Raw genomic sequence first — 17,262 nt, 5'->3', positions numbered from 1 at the left:
GCGATCCGCACCGCCGCGTGTCCGGTGGCCGTCTGGCGGCGGTCGTCGAGCTTCACGTGCGCGGGTGCGTGCATGCTCTGCACGGCAAGGTCGTAGCGCGGGACGGCGAGCGCCGGTGACGCCGCGGCCCCAGCGACGAGGAGCGCGCCCGTGACGCGGAGGAGCGAGCCAGGCGAGCGCATCATGCCGGATTCCTAATATGAACCTGCAGGTGCCGACAAGCGGGCGCATGCCTCCGCGCGTTCGCTAGCGCTAGCGCGACACTCGCGAAGGGCACGAAGACGCGGTGGGCGAGAGCGTTCAGCGCGTCTTGCTGCGCTGGCGATTCCATCTTGACAAGAGTAGGGCAACCTCACGTCACTCTCCGATCCGAGCGCCTCCGTGCGGCGGGGAGGCCGAGGGCAGCCAGGCCAACGGGGCGGCGCCCACCGGAGCGGGGTTGCTGCCCGCTCACTTCCTGAGCCGGCTCCCCCTTCCCCTAGCGGGGGCCCGACATCCCACATTTGGGTGATGGCAGCACAGCCTCATGTGAGCTATGCAAGCGCCCAGCCCCTCGAGGAGCAGAGGCGGGTCCTCTTCACAACTTCCCACGCGGGAGAAGGAGATCGAGATGCGCAGCGTGATCGTTTCCTTGAGCATGGTCTTTGCGATCGCGGCACTTGCGCCGTGCGCCGCCAATGCCCGGTCAGTCAAGCGGCACTTGCACCCGACGGGCGTCGACCCGGACGCGCAGGGCGTCGCTGTGGCGTCCATCCACGCGAAGGCCCACCGGGGAAAATTCCGAGTCAGCGCGCGGAACCTGAACCCCGGCGCAACGTTCGGGATCAGCGTCGCGGGCGTACGGATCGGCAGCCTCACCACGAACGCAGCCGGCTCCGGCACTGCCCGCTTCAGCAGCTCACCGGGTGGGACGACGCAGTTCCTTGGAGTCGACCCGCGTGGGAAGCTCGTCGAGGTGAGCGACGATCGGGGCGAGGACGTCCTGGAGACCAAGATGCCGGGCAACACAGACGATCAGGGTGACGTCCAGTGCTGCCTCACGGACGACGACGACGACGGCACCGAGTGCGAAGAGACGACCGCCGACGAATGCACGGCGGAAGGTGGGACGAACATGGGGACGGGCTCCTGCTTCCCGAATCCCTGTCCGACGAGCCCACCGACACCGGACATTCAGTGCTGCGAGCCGGACGAAGACGGGCCGGAGTGCGAAGAGAAGAGTGCGGCAGAGTGCAGCGCCGATGGAGGCGTGAATATGGGGACGGGCTCCTGCGAACCGAACCCCTGCGCGTCCACGCCGCCGAACACCGTGCGCTGCTGTATCTCGGAGGACGAGCAGGGCGAGCAAGACGACGAGCAGGAAGACGGGCCCCAGACCGTCCTGCGAAAGAAGCGGCATGGTGCTCGGTCTACCCGCGTGCCGGTCTCACTCGCCAAGGACAAGGACGAGGACGAGGACGATGACCGCGATCATCCCGAGCCGCCCGAGTGCGAGCAGCTCACGGCGGCCCATTGCAGCGAGGAAGGCGGGACAGCGATCGGCCCCGGATCGTGCGAGCCGAATCCGTGTGTGTCGTCGCCAAGCGGTGCGTTCCTGAACTGACGACGGCGGGAGGCGACAGCGGCGCTGCTGCGCGAGCGCGTCGGCGAGCTGCTAGCCGGTGAGCTCGCCGCGGCGCCGGGGGACCTCGCCGAGCCGGGAGCTCAGGGGCAGCCGCCCACGCCCGCGGGCAGCTGGGCGCAGTCCGCGAGCGAGGTGACGACCAGTGCCTCCGGCAGCGCCCCGCCACCACCGACCTGGTTCGCGAGCTGGAGGGCGTTGGAGCTGTAGTCGACGATGGCGCTGCCCCCGACCCGCAGGTTGACGTCCTGGGTCCAGAGGGAGCCGTACAGCGTCAGGTTCCCGGTGATATCGGTCTCGGAGGGGTCGTTCACGACGTTGGTCCGCCCGCGGACAAGGACCAGACCCTTGAACTGGAGCGTGCCCTGGATTGTCAGGTCCCCCTCGACGATCATGATCCCCGCGCCGCTCGCGTTCCCGTTGCCCTTGACCGTGACCCCGCCGCTCGCCGTGAAATGCGTGATCTGCGGAGCGGCGGTCGTCCCGAAGGTCGCGCTCCCGTTGATCTTGTCGTCGCTGTAGGTGACGACGCCCGGGCGCGAGAGCAGGTCGTCGATGAACTGGTTCATCTGCGCGATGGTCGGGGCGGCGGGGAAGGTACCGACGCTCGGGACGATCGGGGGGCCATTCGAGTAGCCCTGCCCCCGCACGTTGTCGAGCTGCTCCTGGCCGAGGCTGTGCAGCGTCTCCTGCGTGTTGGCGTCGCTCCGGGTCGCGATGCCCGGCACGGGCGCCGCCGGACCGGCTCCCCCGTTGTAGTCGTGGTCGTTGCCGTCGACGGTGAACGCGTTGCCGTTGAAGGTCGCGTCGGTCGCGGCGTTTGTGGCGAGGTAGATGGCGCCGGGCGAGACGAGCGGCACGCTCGAGCGGCTGACGCTCGCCACCACCACGTTACGCTCGCCGCGCGGGCCGAGCGCCGTGGCGACGAAGCGGCCCGCGTCGGCCGGGTTGCCCACGCTGGCCGCGGGGGCGACGGAGTAGGTGAAGCCGGCGATCGCAGCGAACGTGTGGCTGCCGCTGCCGAAGGTGGTCGCCCACTCCCCGACCACGTCGTTCTGGAAGTTCACCACGCCGGGGCCGTTGACGACCTGGAGCGCCTCGGAGATCGCCGACTCGGCGACGAAGTGTGCCTGGGCGGCGCCGCGGAAGTTGCGGGTCGCCTCGACGTTCACCGTCCCGACGAGCAGCGCGCTGGCGACGATCAGGAGAAGCGTCGCCATGGCGAAGAGCGCGACCGCGAGCACGAAGCCCGACTCGCCGGGCCGCCTCGGACGGGTGCGTCGGTACCGGGTCATCCCCACGGCCATTCCCTACAGACTCCCGAGCGCGCGGCTCCGGATCGCGACCTCGGAGCTGACCTGAGAGACGAGCGGGTGCGGATTGTTCGGGTTGGGGTTCGGAAGGGTCGCCTGCAGCGTGAGGCGGACGAGCGCGACGCAGTCGCGCTGCGCGGCGCTCAGCGCGGGCGGCGACCCGGCGGGTACGAGCTCGACCGGCGGGTTGCCGCCCGTGAAGTAGCGCAGGACGAAGCCGCCACTCGGCAGACCCGAGGCGAGCACGACCGGTGCACTCGCGCCGTCGGTACGCTGCAGATCGGTGCCGACCAGGTCGTAGGTGAGGTCCTCGTTCGCGCCGGCGAGCGCGCCGTCGCCGTTCAGGTCCTGCTGGAAGCGGACGCGGGTGGGGGTGGCGTCCGCGAGCCCGCGCCGCACGCCCGGGCACGCGGGCCCCGGCGCGGCGGGGAGGGCGGCGCCGGTCGGGTCGTAGCTGGCCATGCGGATCTCCCGCGCCATCAGATCGAGCACGCTGCGCGCCGTGGTCTGGACCTGGGCGTATGCGCCCTGCACCGCGAGGGCCTTCTGCTGCGCGAAGAAGACCGCGTAGAGAGCCGCGAATCCGATCAGGGAGACGGTCGACGCGACCAGCAGCTCGGCGGTCGAGAACCCACTGCGGCGTGTGCGCCTGGTCATCATGGGCAGGGGATCGTGCTGCAGCGAACGTAGGCGGCGACCCGCGTGGTGTGCGGCCGGGAGTCCGTCCAGGAGACCAGCACGGACACCGTGCGGAGGCCGGCCCGCGGCGTGTCGTTCCCCGAGACCGTCCAGCTGCGCTGGAAGACGCCGCCACCAGTGCCGTCGGCGCGGAGGGGATTTGCCGGATCGCTGTACACGCCCGGCGACAGCTGCGCGGCGCCGAGCGGCAGGGCACGCAGGGCCTCGAGCTGCTGCTGCGCGAGTGCGGTGGCGGCGGTGACCGAGTCCGCCGTCTTGTCGATGCGCGTGAGTGAGACCGAGTTGACAGCGAAGCCCCCGACCGCGATGCCGATCAGGGCCATCGTGCCAAGCGCCTCGAGAAGCGAGCTGCCACGCGTGCCGCGTTGGTGCATCGTCGTGGCCCAAGAGCAAGGGCGATACCACCCGCGGCAGTTCGATTCTCCTTCATTGGATGGAGATGGCGGCGCGCGACCTCGCACGACCGCGCATGGATGCGGCGCGCGGCTGCACGACGGCCGCGGTGCGGTGGCGAAGCGCGCATCGCTCGCCCGGGCACGCGCTGTGTTGGGACGCGCGGAGCCGGTCAGCTCACGCTGAAGCGCACCGTGCCTCGGGCCTGAAGGTGCGCGCGAGCGCCGCCGCGCGGCGCTCCGCCTCGCGCGGGACGAGGGTCGCGATCGTGCCAGCGCCCGCTTCCTTGACAGCCCGCGCTCCCGACCCTTAGATGCCGGGGAGCCCATGCGCGACGCGCCCGACGTGGTGGTGATCGGCGGCGGGCCCGCGGGCGCCGTCGCGGCGACGCTGCTCGCCGACGCCGGCCATCGCGTCCTGGTCCTCGAGCGCGAGCGCTTCCCGCGCTACCACATCGGCGAGTCGCTCCTCTCTGCGACGCTCCCCATCCTCGACGCCGTCGGCGCCACGCCCGCCATCGAGCGCCACGGGTTTCTCAAGAAGCCGGGCGGCACCTTCCTCTGGGGCCGCCAGCGCGAGCCGTGGAGCTTCTGGTTCCGCGAAGACCCGGGCGGGCGGCCGCACGCCTATCAGGTCGTGCGCGCCGAGTTCGACCAGCTCCTGCTCGAGAACGCGCGCGCCCACGGCGCGGACGTGCGCGAGGAGCACGCGGTGACGGCGGTCGAGCCCGACGACGGACGGCCCATCGTGCGCGCGCGCAGCGCCAGGGGCGCTGCCCTCCGCCTCGCCCCCCGCTTCGTGGTCGACGCGAGCGGCCAGGCGGCCGTCGTCGGAAGAGCGCGCGCCTTCCGCCAGTTCGACGACTTCTTCAAGAACCTGGCCGTCTTCGGCTACTTCCGCGGCGCGGAGCGCCTCCCCGGCGAGCTCGCCAACCACATCCTCTCCGCCGCCTTCGCCGACGGCTGGTTCTGGTACATCCCGCTCCACGACGGCACCATGAGCGTGGGCGCGGTCGTCGACGCGCGCCGCTGGCGCACGCTGGCGGACGGCGACCCGGAGGGCACCTACCGCGGTCTGATCGCGCGCTGCCCCGCGATCGCCGAGCGGCTCGCGCGGGCGGCCCTCGTCTCGCCCATCCGCGTCATCCGCGACTACTCGTACACCAGCACGCGCTTCACCGGCCCCGGCTTCCTGCTGGCCGGCGACGCCGCCTGCTTCATCGACCCCGTCTTCTCGACCGGCGTGCACCTCGCCTGCCTGGCCGGGTTCCTGGGCGCGCGCGCCGTCGACTCGATCCTCTCCGGCGCCGCGCCCGAGGCCGAGGCGCTCGCCCGGTACGAGGCCGCCTACCGCGGCGCCTTCGAGCGCTACCTCCGCTTCCTCTACTTCTTCTACGACCACAACGAGGACCCCGACTCGTACTTCTGGACCGCGCGCCGCATCCTGACCCACGCGCCCGCGGAGCTCTCCACGCGCGAGGCGTTCGTGCGCCTCATCTCGGGGAACGGCGACTGGGACGCGGCCGCGACGCTGGTGGCGAGCGAGCACGCGCGCTGGGCGGAGGGCATCCACTCGGGACGGCCGAGCGCGGTGCCGGGGAGCGACCTCCTGCGCGTGCGCACGACGAGCGTGCTCACCGGCCTGCCCGCCCGGCCACGCGACGACAGCTGACCATGCGCGTCCTCCTCGTCTCGGCGAACCAGGAGCGGAGCCCCGACCCGGTGGCGCCGCTCGGCGTGTGCTACGTCGCGACCGCCGTCACGGACGCCGGGCACGAGGTGCGCGTCCTCGACCTCTGCTTCAGCGAAGACCCGGCCGCCGACGTGCGTGCCGCGCTCGCCGCGCAGCGCCCCGAGGCGATCGGCATCTCGCTCCGCAACGTCGACAACTGCGCCTACCCCGACACGGTGTCCTACCTGCCCCACTACCGCGCGGTGGTCGAGGCCTGCCGCGCGGCGAGCGCCGCGCCCATCGTCCTCGGCGGATCGGCCTTCACCACCATGCCGGCGCACTACCTGGCGGCGCTCGACGTGCCCTGGGGCGTGGTGGGCGAGGGCGAGGCGGCGTTCCCCGCGCTCCTCGCCCGCCTCGCCGCCGGCGCTGACGTCCGCGGGCTCGCCGGCGTCGCCGCCCGGGACGCCACGACCGGCGCGATCGAGGTGGCACCCACCGCCTGGCTTCCCGCCGTGGACGCCGTGCGCGCCGACCGGCGCTGGATCGACAACCGGCGCTACTTCGAGCAGGGCGGCATGGGCAACCTCCAGACCAAGCGCGGCTGCCACTACAAGTGCACCTTCTGCGCCTACCCCGTGATCGAGGGCCGCGGCATGCGCACACGCGACCCGGCGGGTATCGCGGCCGAGGTCGCGACGCTCCTCGACCGCCACGGCATCGACCAGTTCTTCGTGGTCGACAGCGTCTTCAACGCGCCGCGCGGCTACGCCGAGCGCGTGTGCGCGGCGCTCGGCCCGCTCGGGCGGCGCATCCGCTGGTCGTGCTTCGTGACGCCGGGGAACTTCAGCGCCCAGCTGCTCGACGCGATGATCGCCGCCGGCTGTCAGTCGATCGACTTCGGGACGGACGCGGGCTCGAACCAGACGCTGCGTGGCTTCCGCAAGAGCTTCAACGTCGACGACATCCGTGCCGCGTCGGACATCTGCCGCGCGCGCAGCTTCCCCTTCTGCCACAGCCTCGTCTTCGGCGGCGAGGGCGAGACCTGGGAGACGGTCGCCGAGACGATCGCGCTCATGGACGAGTGCCGGCCGACGGCGGTCACCGCGATGTGCGGCGTGCGCGTCTACCCTGAGACGCCGATGGCGCAGGTGCTCCTCGCGCGCGGCGAGGTGGCGGGCGTCGAGGCCCTCTACGAGCCCTGGTTCTATGTCGCCCCCGGGGTGCGCGACCGCCTCGCCGAGCGCGTGCGCGAGGCGGCCCGCGCGCGCGGCAACTGGCTCCTGCCCGGCATGAAGGTGAACGACGAGGAGCGGCTCTTCGCCCGGCTCCGCGGTCGCGGGCTGAAGGGCGACCTCTGGCGCTACGTGTCGCGCCTGCGGCTCGGGCGCGCACTCGCCGCGGCCGGGTAGCGCCGTGCCGCTCGAGGCCGTGTTCGCGGAGGTCACCATCGGCGACGGCGCGGCCCGCGGCGTCGTCCGCCGCGAGCACGCACGCCGGCTCTGCGAGGGCCACTTCCCGGGCGAGCCGGTCGTCCCGGGCGCCTACCTCGCCGGGCTGATGGCGGAGCTCGCCGCGTCGCTGCTCCCGCCCGGGGCCCTGCTGGCCGCGCTCGAGCGCTGCGTCTTCCGCGCGCGCGTCACGCCCGAGGACGAGATCGTGGTCAGCGCGCGGCGGGCGGCCGCGAGCCGGGTCGACGCCGAGGTGGGGTGGCGCGGCGTCTGCGCCGCCCGGGCCACGCTGCGCTTCCGGACGGACGCATGAGCGGCGCCGCGCCCGCCGAGATCCTCCGCCACCGCGGCGCCGCTCTCGTCGTGGATGCCATCGACGGGTTCGACGGCGAGACGCTCCGCTGCCGCGCTACCGGCGCCGGCCCCTGGCCCTGGCCCGCGCTGCTCGAGGGCGCGGCGCAGGCGGCCGGGCTCGTCGCCGGCCTCCGCCCGCGCGGCCTCTCGTCGCGCGCCGTCGTCGCCGAGTACCGCGACGTCCGCGTCCACGCCGCGACGCACGCGGGGCCGCTCCGCTTCGCGGCGCGCCTCGAGCGCCGCGTGCTGCACTTCTGGCGCTGCCGGGTCCAGGTGCGCGACGAGGCCGGCGCCCTCCTCCTCCGGGGCGCCGTCACCCTCGCCCCCGAGCCGCGGGCGTGATGCCGCCCTTCGTCGCCTCGGCCGTCGATCCGCGCCTCTACGAGCTCCTCGCCGAGGCGGGCTTCGGCGACGCGCTCTTCAACCCGCGCCAGCACCGGAGCTGCGAGCTGGTCGAGCACTACGCGCTCCAGCTCGCGATCGACGTCGTGACGCGGCTCGAGCTGGTACCGCTCCTCGCCGAGCCGCGCTCGGTCGAGGAGATCCTCGCCGCGCGTGGCTTCGTCCCACGCTTCGCGCCCGCGTTGCGCTGGCTCCTCGAACGGCTCGCCCTCGCCGGCGTGGTGGAGCGCGAGGCGGACGGCCGCTACCGGCTGGCCACCCCGCTCCCGTCGCCGGATCTGGAGGCGCTCCGTGCCGAAGGCCTCGCGGCCGACGCCTCGTACGCCCCTGCCTTCGCCCTCCTCGACGAGGCGGCGGCTCTCTACCCGCGCGCGGCGCGCGGGGAGACCGACGGCGAGAGCGCGCTCCTCCGCAGGCTGCCGCTCTGGGTCGCGTACTTCAGCAACCAGAGCGGCTACTACGCGCTCAACAACCGCGTGACGGCGTCGGCCGCCGCCGCCCGCGCGGCGGGTGGCCCCGTGCTCGAGGTGGGCGCCGGGCTCGGGAGCGCGACCGAGGCACTGCTCGACGCGCTCGACGAGCGCGGCACGCTCGGCACGCTCTCCGCCTACCTCGTGACCGAGCCGGTGGCGCTCTTCCGCCGCCGCACCGAGCGCACGCTGCGCGCCGTGCGCCCGGGCGTGCCGCTCGCCTTCGCCGCCCTCGACCTGAACCAGCCGTGGGCCGCCCAGGGTGTGCCGCCGGGCAGCGTACGGCTCGTGTGGGGCGTGAACGTGTTCCACCTCGCGCGCGATCTCGACGCCGTTCTCGCCGAGGCGCGTGCGGCGCTCGTCCCCGGCGGCTGGCTCGTGATCGGCGAGGCCCTCCGGCCGCGCCGCGGCGAGCCGGTCGGCGCCGAGCTCCCCTTCCAGCTCCTGGCGACCTTCACGGACGTCATCCTCGACCCCGCGACGCGCGCGACGCCCGGGTTTCTCACCGCCGAGGAGTGGCTCGGCGCGCTCGCGCGCGCCGGCTTCGCGGCGCTCGAGGTCGTGCCCGACGCGGTCCGCCTGCGCGCCTACTACGCGGGGCTGTGGGCGGCGGCCGTGTGCGGCCGCCGCCCGGCGGAGCCCCGCGCGTGAATCATCCGCGTCCTCGCATCGAGACCGCCCGGGCAGGTGGGTGAGCGGCGCCCGTATGGGGGCCGGGCGGGGTCGTCAGAGCGCCGGGCGTGAGCCCCGGGGCGCGCATCATGAGGTAGAGGACTCCGGGCACGATCCACGCGACCTCACGGAGCCGCACCGCGAGGCCGACGGCCAGGCCCACCTCGGGCGGATGCCCGAGCATCCCGAAGAGCCAGAGCTCTGCACCCTCGAGCGCGCCCACGGCGGCCGGGACCGGCAGCGAGTGCGCGGCGCCGGTCGCGAACACGGCCGCCACCACCGCGAAGGGCCCGCTCGGAAGGCCGAAGGCTGCGAGCAGGAGCGCGTACTCGCCCAGCACGAGCAGGTTGGCGAGGAGCCCGAGCGCGAAGGCGCGGGCGACCCGCCGCGGCTGGGCGACGAGTCGCGCCGCCTCCTCCTCGGCCGCGCCGAGGACGTCCATCTGCTGGCGCACGAAGGCGAGGCGGGTGAGCCCGGAGCTGCGCGCTATGGCCGTCACCAGCCCGGCCCCGCGGCGGAGCCGGCGCACGGTGACCGTGACCCCGAGGGCGAGCGCCGCCGCGCCGAGCAGGACGGTGACGAGCGCCCCTTCGAGCGCCGGCACGCCGTGGCGGAGGAGCACGAGCGCGTACGCGCAGGCGAAGGCCGCCGCGCCACCCATCTCGAGTGTGCGGTCGACGGCGACGGAGGCGATCGCCTGCGCGCCCGTCGCGCCGCCGCGCGCGAGCAGCAGCGTGCGCAGCGGCTCGCCGCCCAGCTTGCCGCTCGGGATGAGCGACGAGAGGCTCTGGCCGGCGGCGCGGTAGCCGACCAGCGCGGCGAGACGAGGATGCGCGCCGAGGCCCGCGAGCAGGACCTTCCAGCGCCACGCGTAGGCCGTGAAGCTCGCCGCGACGGCGAGCGGGAAGAACGCCAGGAGCCCGAGCCGCGGGCCGCTCGCCAGGAGCGCCAGGGCCGGCGCCCCGTGACGGACGAGGACCCAGGCGAGCACGGCCGCGCCGACGAGGAGGTTCGTCCCCAGGACGACGGCCGTACGCACGGCCGCCTCAGGCCCCGCGGGCCGGCTCGTAGCAGTCGATGGTGGCCCCGGCGGCGAGGATCTCGCCGAGGATCGCCTCGATCGGCCGGTGGTCGAGCACCTCGAACTGGCTCGCCTCGAGCTCGAAGCGCGCCCCCGTCTCGGTGTAGGGCGCGACGCCGGGCGAGCCCGGCGTGAGGACGCCGATCACCGGCAGGAGCCGGCGCTGCATCGCGGGCGGTTCGCGCGTCGAGATGACGACCTTCGCCTCGGGGAGGCCCACCGCGAGCACGGCGACCAGACGGCAGAGGAGGTCGTCGCTCACGCCGGCGGCGTACGGCGTGCCCGACGCCTTGCGCAGCCGCGGCAGGCTCACGTACACCTCCATGCCGCGTCGGCGCAGATGGCGCACGTGCGCCGCCAGCGCGAGGAGCTCGTAGGCGACGTCGGGATTCAGGCCGAGCAGCACCCCCGGGTTCGCGACCCACATGCCGGCGGCGCGGGCGCGGTCGAAGTTCGTGAGCCGGCGCGCGAAGTCGCTGCGCGGGTTCTCGGGGTTCTCCCCCATGAAGCGTGCGTAGACCTCCCGGCTGTAGGTCTCCTGGAAGGTGCACATGGTGACGCGCGGCGCGACACGCCCGTCCGCCCGGCGCGGTACGCTGGCGAGCAGCGTCTCGTACTCGGGTGCGTCGAGCGCCCCGATGTTGACGAGGACGTGCGTGAAGCCGCGCGCGAGCGCGGCGCGCAGCGCCGCGGCGGTGCGGGCGATCATGGTGCGCCGGTAGGGGCCGTGATGGTACTCGCCGGTGAGCAGCGCCACCGCGCGGAGCCCGCGACGGTGGAGGATGTCGAGTTGCGCCTCGGCGGCGGCGGCGTCCGCCGTCTCGCGCACCAGGTCGTCGTTGGTGCGGCGCATGCCGCACATGAGACACTCCGCGTCGCACTCGTTCGTGAGATAGAGCGGCGAGAAGGTCTCGAGGCGGAGGCTGCCCGCCGGCCGCCGAGCCGCGGCGATGGCGAGGAGCGCCTCCGTGGAGACGTGGGGCGACAGCAGCAGCGCCCCCAGCTCCTCGTCAGCGAGCGCCTCGCCCGCGCTCGCGCGTGCGGCCAGCCCGGGGGCGCTCGCGGACGCGCCCAGGGCCGCGGCCCGCGCCCGCGCCGCCGCCACCGCCCCGGCCTCCACGCGGAACCGCTCCATCCGGGTCATATATCAGTGGCCCGCTCCCCGGGCCAGATCGCGGCCGAGCCGCCGCCGCCGCACCGCCGTGCGGAGCGTGCGGCGGAGCCAGCGCCGCCCCTCGGCCCACGTCGGCCGCGGCCACTCGATCATGCCCTCGCCGACGGTCAGGATGCGCCGCCCCGGCCGGCGCCAGTCGGAGAGCACGACCGGCTTGTAGACGTGCGGGCTGCGCGACAGCATCTCCACATCGAGTAGCATGCCGGGCTCGACCGGCTCGACCTCGACGGGCACCCCGGGCAGCCGGGCGCTGAGCGCGGCGGCGGGATCTCCGGGCCCGTCCGTGCGGGCCTCGACGCGGACCAGCACGCGATCGGGCAGGATGACGATGAAGAAGACGGAGCTGTCGAGCGCATCCGCCGCCGCGGCCCCTGCGTCGATCAGATCGTAGGGATAGAGCCGGCGCCCGGCGATCTCGACCGCGTCGGGCGCGCGTCCGAGGACGACGAGCCCCGGCCGCGGGTCGCCGCAGGCGCACGCGGTCGTGACGCGCACCACGTCGCCGGTGTCGAAGCGCACGAGCGGGCTCCCTTCCACGCCGACGGTCGTGACCACGAGCCGCCCCTCGTCCGCGCCGTCGAGCGGCAGCACCTCGCAGTGGGCGAGCGCGGTCTCGGGATGGAGCGTGCCCGCGGGGCACGACGTGCCGAGGAGCATGGTCTCGGTCGACCCGTAGAGCTCGATGACGCGCGCGTCCCACACGCGCCCCAGGCGGCGCTGGAGCGCGGGCGGCACGGGCGCGCCGCCCAGGAAGAGCGTGTCGAGCCCGACGCGGGCGGGGTCGATGCCCTGCGCCCGCGCGAGCTCGCCCAGTACGACCGGCTCGAGCGGCAGCGCGGCCAGCACGTGCGCCCCGGTCCGGCGCGCGAGCTCGAGCGCGCGCGGGAAGGGCACATCCCAGTTGATGTTCCCGGCCGGGATGGCGACCCCGCCGCCGCGCTCGGCGATCAGCTGGACCAGGTGCGCCGGCGCGGCCATGAACGGGAAGCGGTTCAGGATGATGCGGCCGGGCGCGAACACGTCGGGGTGCGCGGCGCGGATCGCGTCCGCGTCGCGCCGGAGGTCCTCGGCCGTGAGCCAGGTCGAATTGCTGGCGCCGCTCGTGCCCGACGACTCGCCGTAATGGCAGACCTCCGCGAGCGGGAGGGCGCGCGTGCCGTGTGCGCCCGCCGACTGGAGATCGGCGCGCGTCGTCAGCGGGAGCGCGCGCAGGTCGGCCAGGCTGCGGATGCGGACACCGGCCAGGCGCTCGCGGTAGAGGGCGCTCCCCCGCGCGCGGGCGACGGTGGCGTCGAGCGCCGCGACCAGGTCGTCGCTCGCCGCCGACTCGACCGAAGGCTGCGTCACGCGCGGCCCTGCTGTAGGTCGGAGAGCGCGCGCGAGTCAAGCGCGGCCGGGCCAGTGGGTGAGCCTTCCGTCAACTCGGCCCTTGAAGTTTCCACGCCCTAGGGCTGGAGAGCACGGGCGCGGGCAGGGTCGAGGACGCGGGCCGGCGCGACGCTAGACGATGCGCTCCAGCAGGAGCTGCGGCAGGACGAGCCCGAGGGCGATGCCGTAGAGGTAGTCGAACCAGAAGACCGAGAGGAAGTGCGCGACGTAGATCACGATGACGAGGGGGAAGCTCAGCAGCGCCAGGGGATTCGTCACGCGGGCGGCCTCCTTGGCGGCCGGCCAGAGGTTGTTGGCGTCGTGCGTCGAGGGAAACACTGACAGCACCTGGCGGGCGGCGGAAATTGACAGCGCGCCCGCCGCCGGCTAGAGCGCAGCCACCGTGCGGCGGAGGCGGGGCGTGCTCGGGCTTTTCCTCGTGGCGCTCGCCGCCCGCGCCGCGGCGGCCGACTGGGAGACGACGCGCCGGACCGTCATCGACCCCCTCAACACCGAGCTGCACCGCCACCTGCCCTCCTTCCTGAAGAGCCGCGACCTCGACGCGGTCCTCGCGCTGTACGCGACTGCGACGGGCGGCGGCCTCATCTGGGACCGCGGCCACGCCGTCTACCCCGAGCGCGAGGAGGGGATGCGCCGCTGGGAAGGCAACCGCGGCCCGGAGCCGATCCGCACGCGCTACGAGCGGCTGCTGGCGCTCTTCGCCACGATCGAGAAGGCCGAGCTGCGCATCGACCGCGTGTCCTGGCGCGCGGCCGACGCCGACGGCTATCCCGCCCGCGTCCGCCTGCTCGTGCGCGGCACGCGCGCCGACGGCATCCGTGCGGCGCTCGAGCAGGCGGCGACCCTGCGCATCGCCCCGCGCGACGGCCGGTGGCGCATCACGCGGGAGGACGTCACGGCGCGCACGCTCGTCACCCGCCGCACGCCGCGCTTCGCGCGCGTGACCGACGCCGCCGGCATCGCGAGCGTGCACACCAGCGACGGCTCGCCCGCCTTCCGGCTCTTCGGCGGCGGGCCGGACAATCCCGTCGGCGCCAGCTCGGGCGTCGCCGTCGCCGACACCGACGGCGACGGCTGCGAGGACGTGTTCCTCGCCGGGAGCCCCGACGCCGTCCTCTACCGCAACCGCTGCGACGGCACCTTCAGCGACGTGACCGCCGCGTCCGGCCTCCCCCACCCCTACCCCGCCACGGCCACCGGCGCGGTCTTCTTCGACTACGACAACGACGGCTGGCCCGACCTCTTCGTCGCCGCGGCGCGGGGCGGCGACCGGCTCTTCCACAACACGGGCGGGGGCCACTTCGTCGACGTGAGCGCCGCGGCGGGCATCCTGCCGGGCCGCTGGGCGAGCATGGCGGCGGTCGCCGACTACGACCGCGACGGCTTCCTCGACCTCTACGTCGTGCGCATGGGCGACCAGGAGGGGACCACGCCGCGCCCCAACTACGCGGCGACCAACGGCGTACCGAGCACGCTCTACCGCAACAACGGCAACGGCACGTTCACCGATATCACGCGCCACGCCCGCGTCGGCAACACGGGCTGGGGCATGGCCGCCGCCTGGGCCGACTACGACGGCGACGGCTGGCCCGACCTCTACGTCGCCAACGAGTTCGGGAACAACGCCCTCTACCACAACGAGCACGACGGCACGTTCAGCGAGCGGGCGGCCGCGGCCGGCGTGGTCGACGGCGGCGCCGGCATGGGCGTCGCCTGGGGCGACGTCGACGGCGACGGGAACCTCGACCTCTTCGTGTCGAACATGCACGCCAACTCCGCCTGGGCGCTCTTCCATCCCGACTTCCCCGCGCCCATCCCGTGGCGCTACCGCCTGCTCGGCCTCTTCACCGACGAGGTCCGGCGCCGCTCGGACGACATCATCGACCGCCTCACGCGCGGCAGCACGCTCTACCGTAACAACGGCGATGGCACCTTCACCGACGTGAGCGACGCGGCCGGGGTGCGCGACGCGCAGTGGGGCTGGTCGGCCGAGTTCCTCGACTACGACAACGACGGCCGCCTCGACCTCTACGCCGTGAACGGCTTCATCTCGGGGCCGATCCAGGACGACGTCTGAATGGACATGTTCGAGGGCGTCGGTCGACGCCTGGACCAGCGCACGGGCTCGTTTCTCGACCTGGGGTCGCACAGCCTGAACGGCCGCGAGCGCAACTGCCTCTTCCGCAACGACGGCGACGGGACCTTCACCGAGATTGGCTGGGTGAACGACGCCGATCGGGTCGAGGACGGGCGCGGCCTCGCGATCTTCGACTACGACCGCGACGGGCGGCTCGACCTCGTGCTGCACAACTACCGCCAGCCGGCCGAGCTGCTGCGGAACCAGGGACCACCACGGCATTGGATCGAGGTGGAGCTGGTGGGCACGCGCTCGAACCGCGACGCGGTGGGCGCGCGGCTTCGCCTCCGCACCCCCGCGGGCTGGCAGACGCGCGAGGTGCACGCCGGCTCGGCGTACCTGTCCGGACAGAGCCTCGTGCAGCACTTCGGCCTGGGCGACGCGGCGCGCGTCGAGGCGCTCGAGATCGCCTGGCCGTCGGGGCAGCGGACGACGCTCGCGGGGCTGGATGCCGACCGGCGCTACGTGATCGTCGAGGGGCCGGAGGCGCGGGCCGTGATCCGCTGACGGTTACGGGAAGACGATCGCCTTCTTCGTGGTGCGCAGGTCCATCCTCTCCCGCGCGCACTGATTGCCCACGCGCACGGTGACCAGGACGTTGTCCCCGCCGGTGGCCCGCAGCACGACCTTCTTGCCGCGCGTGCGGAAGAGCACGCTGCCGTTGCGCTTCACCTTGAAGCGGCCCCTCTTGAGCCCGCCCGCGAAGAGGCCCTTCTTGTCCTTGAAGCGGTACAGGCGGCGGTGCGGATGCTTCCAGTGCGCCGCGGCGATCGTCTGGCAGAAGAGCTCCCCGTTCGCGTCGGAGATCTGGAGCGTCGTGTCCTGGGCCGTCGGGTCGAAGAGCGCGGACGCCGAAGCGGCGTAGCGGGCCTTCACCTTGAGGCGGTTGCCGTGCACGTGGAGGCCCATGGGCTTGAGGACCATGCGCTTCACGGCCAGCGGCAGGCTCTGGGCGCAGCAGTCCGGGTCCTCGTAGTCCACCAGGCCGTCGCCGTCGTCGTCGATGCAGTTGCCGCAGATCTCCTGCTTCGGCTGCTCCGGCCCGCAGCCGGGGACGGCGGTGTGGTCGCAGGCGCCGCCGGTGCAGCCGTCGGTGGTGCAGGCGTTGCCGTCGTCGCAGTCGGCCGCCGCGTCGCAGCGCTGGCAGTCGGGGATGACCGAGAGCTGGCAGCTGCCGTCGGGGCCGCAGGCGTCCGTGGTGCAGGGGTTCTGGTCGTCGCAGTCCGCGGCCGTGGTGCAGGGGATGCACCCCGCCTGGGGCTGGTGCTCGCAGAAGCCGGTCGCGCTGCACATCTCGGTGGTGCAGGCGTCGTGATCGTCGCAGTCGCCGGCCGTCGTGCACGGCACGCAGTCGGCGATGGTCGCGTACGCGCAGGCGTCCGCCTCGCAGGTGTCGGTGGTGCAACCGTTCCGGTCGTCGCAGTCGGCCGCAGTGGCGCAGGGGACACAGCCGGCGATGGTGGCGTGAGCGCAGGCCCCCGCGTCGCAGGTGTCATTGGTGCAGGCGTTGGCGTCGCCACAGTCGGCCGCCGTCGTGCACGGCACGCAGCCGGGGATGGTGGCGTGGACGCATCCGCCCGCATCGCAGGTGTCCGTGGTGCAGGCGTTGGCGTCGTTGCAGTCCGCGGCGCTCGCGCAGGGGACGCAGCCGGAGATAGTGGTGTGGGCGCAGGCACCGGCGTCGCAGCTGTCCGTGGTGCAGGCCTTGCCGTCGTTGCAGTCGGCCGCCGTCGAGCACGGCACGCAACCGGGCATGGCCGAGAGCTGGCAGCTGCCATCGGTCCCGCAGGTGTCCGTGGTGCAGGAGTTCTGGTCGTTGCAGTCCGCGGCCGTGGTGCAGGGGACGCAGCCCGCCTGGGGCTGGTGCTCGCAGACGCCGCTCGCAGCGCAGATGTCGGTGGTGCAGGCCGTGCCGTCGCTGCAGTCCGCCGCCGTCGTGCACGGCACGCAGCCGGGGATGGTGGAAAGCACGCACACGCCGGCGTCGCAGCTGTCCGTGGTGCAGCCGTTGCCGTCGTTGCAGTCGGCCGCCGTCGAGCACGGCACGCACCCGGGCATGGCCGAGAGCTGGCAGCTGCCATCGGTCCCGCAGGCGTCCGTGGTGCAGGGGTTCTGGTCGTTGCAGTCCGCGGCCGCGGTGCAGGGGGTGCAGCCCGCCTGGGGCGGGTGCTCGCAGACGCCGCTCGCAGCGCAGATGTCGGTGGTGCAGGCCGTGCCGTCGCTGCAGTCCGCGGCCGTCGTGCACGGCACGCAGCCGGGCATGGTGGCGTGCGCGCACACCCCGGCGTCGCAGCTGTCCGTGGTGCAGGCGTTGCCGTCGGTGCAGTCCGCGGCCGTCGTGCACGGCACGCAGCCGGGGATGGCCGAGAGCTGGCAGCTGCCATCGGTCCCGCAGGCGTCCGTAGTGCAGGGGTTCTGGTCGTTGCAGTCCGCGG

The 17,262-nt window shown here is 73.7% G+C and carries 16 protein-coding genes; 8 read left to right on the top strand and 8 right to left on the bottom strand.

The window, feature by feature from the left end; translation table 11 throughout:
- The coding region (locus tag E6J59_05585; GenBank protein TMB21579.1) for a hypothetical protein at window positions 1-185 on the bottom strand (185 nt) is incomplete at its 3' end.
- Window positions 186-610: 425 nt separating this feature from the next.
- Between E6J59_05585 and E6J59_05580 the strand changes: the two genes are divergently transcribed.
- A complete protein-coding gene (locus E6J59_05580; GenBank protein ID TMB21578.1) occupies window positions 611-1,603 on the top strand; it encodes a hypothetical protein in 993 nt (330 codons plus the stop codon).
- 101 nt (window positions 1,604-1,704) lie between these two features.
- On the opposite strand, the gene E6J59_05575 is transcribed toward E6J59_05580, so the two are convergent.
- From E6J59_05575 to E6J59_05565, 3 genes are read right to left on the bottom strand one after another with little or no spacing between them, the layout of a single operon-like run.
- Window positions 1,705-2,916 carry a hypothetical protein gene (locus tag E6J59_05575; protein TMB21577.1) on the bottom strand — a complete coding sequence of 404 codons (1,212 nt, stop codon included), beginning with the start codon at window positions 2,914-2,916 and terminating at the stop codon, window positions 1,705-1,707.
- A 15-nt stretch (window positions 2,917-2,931) separates the two neighbouring features.
- Window positions 2,932-3,591, bottom strand: a complete 660-nt coding sequence (locus tag E6J59_05570; GenBank protein ID TMB21576.1) for a hypothetical protein — start codon at window positions 3,589-3,591, stop codon at window positions 2,932-2,934.
- On the bottom strand, window positions 3,591-3,956 hold the full coding sequence (locus E6J59_05565; GenBank protein TMB21575.1) for a hypothetical protein: 366 nt from the start codon (window positions 3,954-3,956) through the stop codon (window positions 3,591-3,593). Before E6J59_05565 ends, E6J59_05570 begins: the two co-directional genes overlap by 1 nt.
- A gap of 397 nt (window positions 3,957-4,353) precedes the next feature.
- Here E6J59_05565 and E6J59_05560 point away from each other — a divergent pair, with 397 nt between their 5' ends.
- Genes E6J59_05560 through E6J59_05540 form a run of 5 tightly spaced genes read left to right on the top strand, consistent with a single transcriptional unit; the run spans window position 4,354 to window position 9,025 of the window.
- Entirely contained in the window at window positions 4,354-5,697 is a 1,344-nt protein-coding gene (locus E6J59_05560) for a tryptophan 7-halogenase (protein TMB21574.1), read from the top strand.
- 2 nt (window positions 5,698-5,699) lie between these two features.
- Window positions 5,700-7,109 carry a radical SAM protein gene (locus E6J59_05555; protein TMB21573.1) on the top strand — a complete coding sequence of 470 codons (1,410 nt, stop codon included), beginning with the start codon at window positions 5,700-5,702 and terminating at the stop codon, window positions 7,107-7,109.
- A 4-nt stretch (window positions 7,110-7,113) separates the two neighbouring features.
- The gene (locus tag E6J59_05550; protein ID TMB21572.1) at window positions 7,114-7,461 is read left to right on the top strand and encodes a hypothetical protein; all 348 of its coding nucleotides are present in this window, start codon (window positions 7,114-7,116) and stop codon (window positions 7,459-7,461) included.
- On the top strand, window positions 7,458-7,844 hold the full coding sequence (locus E6J59_05545; protein TMB21571.1) for a hypothetical protein: 387 nt from the start codon (window positions 7,458-7,460) through the stop codon (window positions 7,842-7,844). Before E6J59_05550 ends, E6J59_05545 begins: the two co-directional genes overlap by 4 nt.
- Window positions 7,844-9,025 carry a class I SAM-dependent methyltransferase gene (locus E6J59_05540; GenBank protein ID TMB21570.1) on the top strand — a complete coding sequence of 394 codons (1,182 nt, stop codon included), beginning with the start codon at window positions 7,844-7,846 and terminating at the stop codon, window positions 9,023-9,025. Before E6J59_05545 ends, E6J59_05540 begins: the two co-directional genes overlap by 1 nt.
- A 1-nt stretch (window position 9,026) precedes the next feature.
- Here E6J59_05540 and E6J59_05535 read toward each other — a convergent pair whose 3' ends face one another.
- The 4 genes from E6J59_05535 to E6J59_05520 form a co-directional block, all read right to left on the bottom strand.
- Window positions 9,027-10,085, bottom strand: coding sequence for a flippase-like domain-containing protein (locus tag E6J59_05535; protein TMB21569.1), 1,059 nt, complete (start codon window positions 10,083-10,085; stop codon window positions 9,027-9,029).
- Window positions 10,086-10,092: 7 nt separating this feature from the next.
- Window positions 10,093-11,262, bottom strand: a complete 1,170-nt coding sequence (locus E6J59_05530; GenBank protein TMB21568.1) for a hypothetical protein — start codon at window positions 11,260-11,262, stop codon at window positions 10,093-10,095.
- A 12-nt stretch (window positions 11,263-11,274) separates the two neighbouring features.
- Window positions 11,275-12,648, bottom strand: coding sequence for a phenylacetate--CoA ligase family protein (locus E6J59_05525; GenBank protein ID TMB21567.1), 1,374 nt, complete (start codon window positions 12,646-12,648; stop codon window positions 11,275-11,277).
- A 153-nt stretch (window positions 12,649-12,801) separates the two neighbouring features.
- Window positions 12,802-13,008, bottom strand: a complete 207-nt coding sequence (locus E6J59_05520) for a hypothetical protein (GenBank protein ID TMB21566.1) — start codon at window positions 13,006-13,008, stop codon at window positions 12,802-12,804.
- An 82-nt stretch (window positions 13,009-13,090) separates the two neighbouring features.
- Here E6J59_05520 and E6J59_05515 point away from each other — a divergent pair, with 82 nt between their 5' ends.
- Together E6J59_05515 and E6J59_05510 are read left to right on the top strand one after the other, a co-directional pair.
- Window positions 13,091-14,767, top strand: coding sequence for a VCBS repeat-containing protein (locus E6J59_05515; GenBank protein TMB21565.1), 1,677 nt, complete (start codon window positions 13,091-13,093; stop codon window positions 14,765-14,767).
- Complete coding sequence (locus tag E6J59_05510; protein ID TMB21564.1) at window positions 14,768-15,334, top strand: CRTAC1 family protein; 567 nt, start codon at window positions 14,768-14,770, stop codon at window positions 15,332-15,334.
- Window positions 15,335-17,262: the final 1,928 nt, after the last annotated feature.

It is taken from the genome of Deltaproteobacteria bacterium (assembly GCA_005879795.1).
Taxonomy (GTDB): domain Bacteria; phylum Desulfobacterota; class Binatia; order DP-6; family DP-6; genus DP-6.
This window is presented reverse-complemented; position numbering and strand designations above follow the sequence as displayed.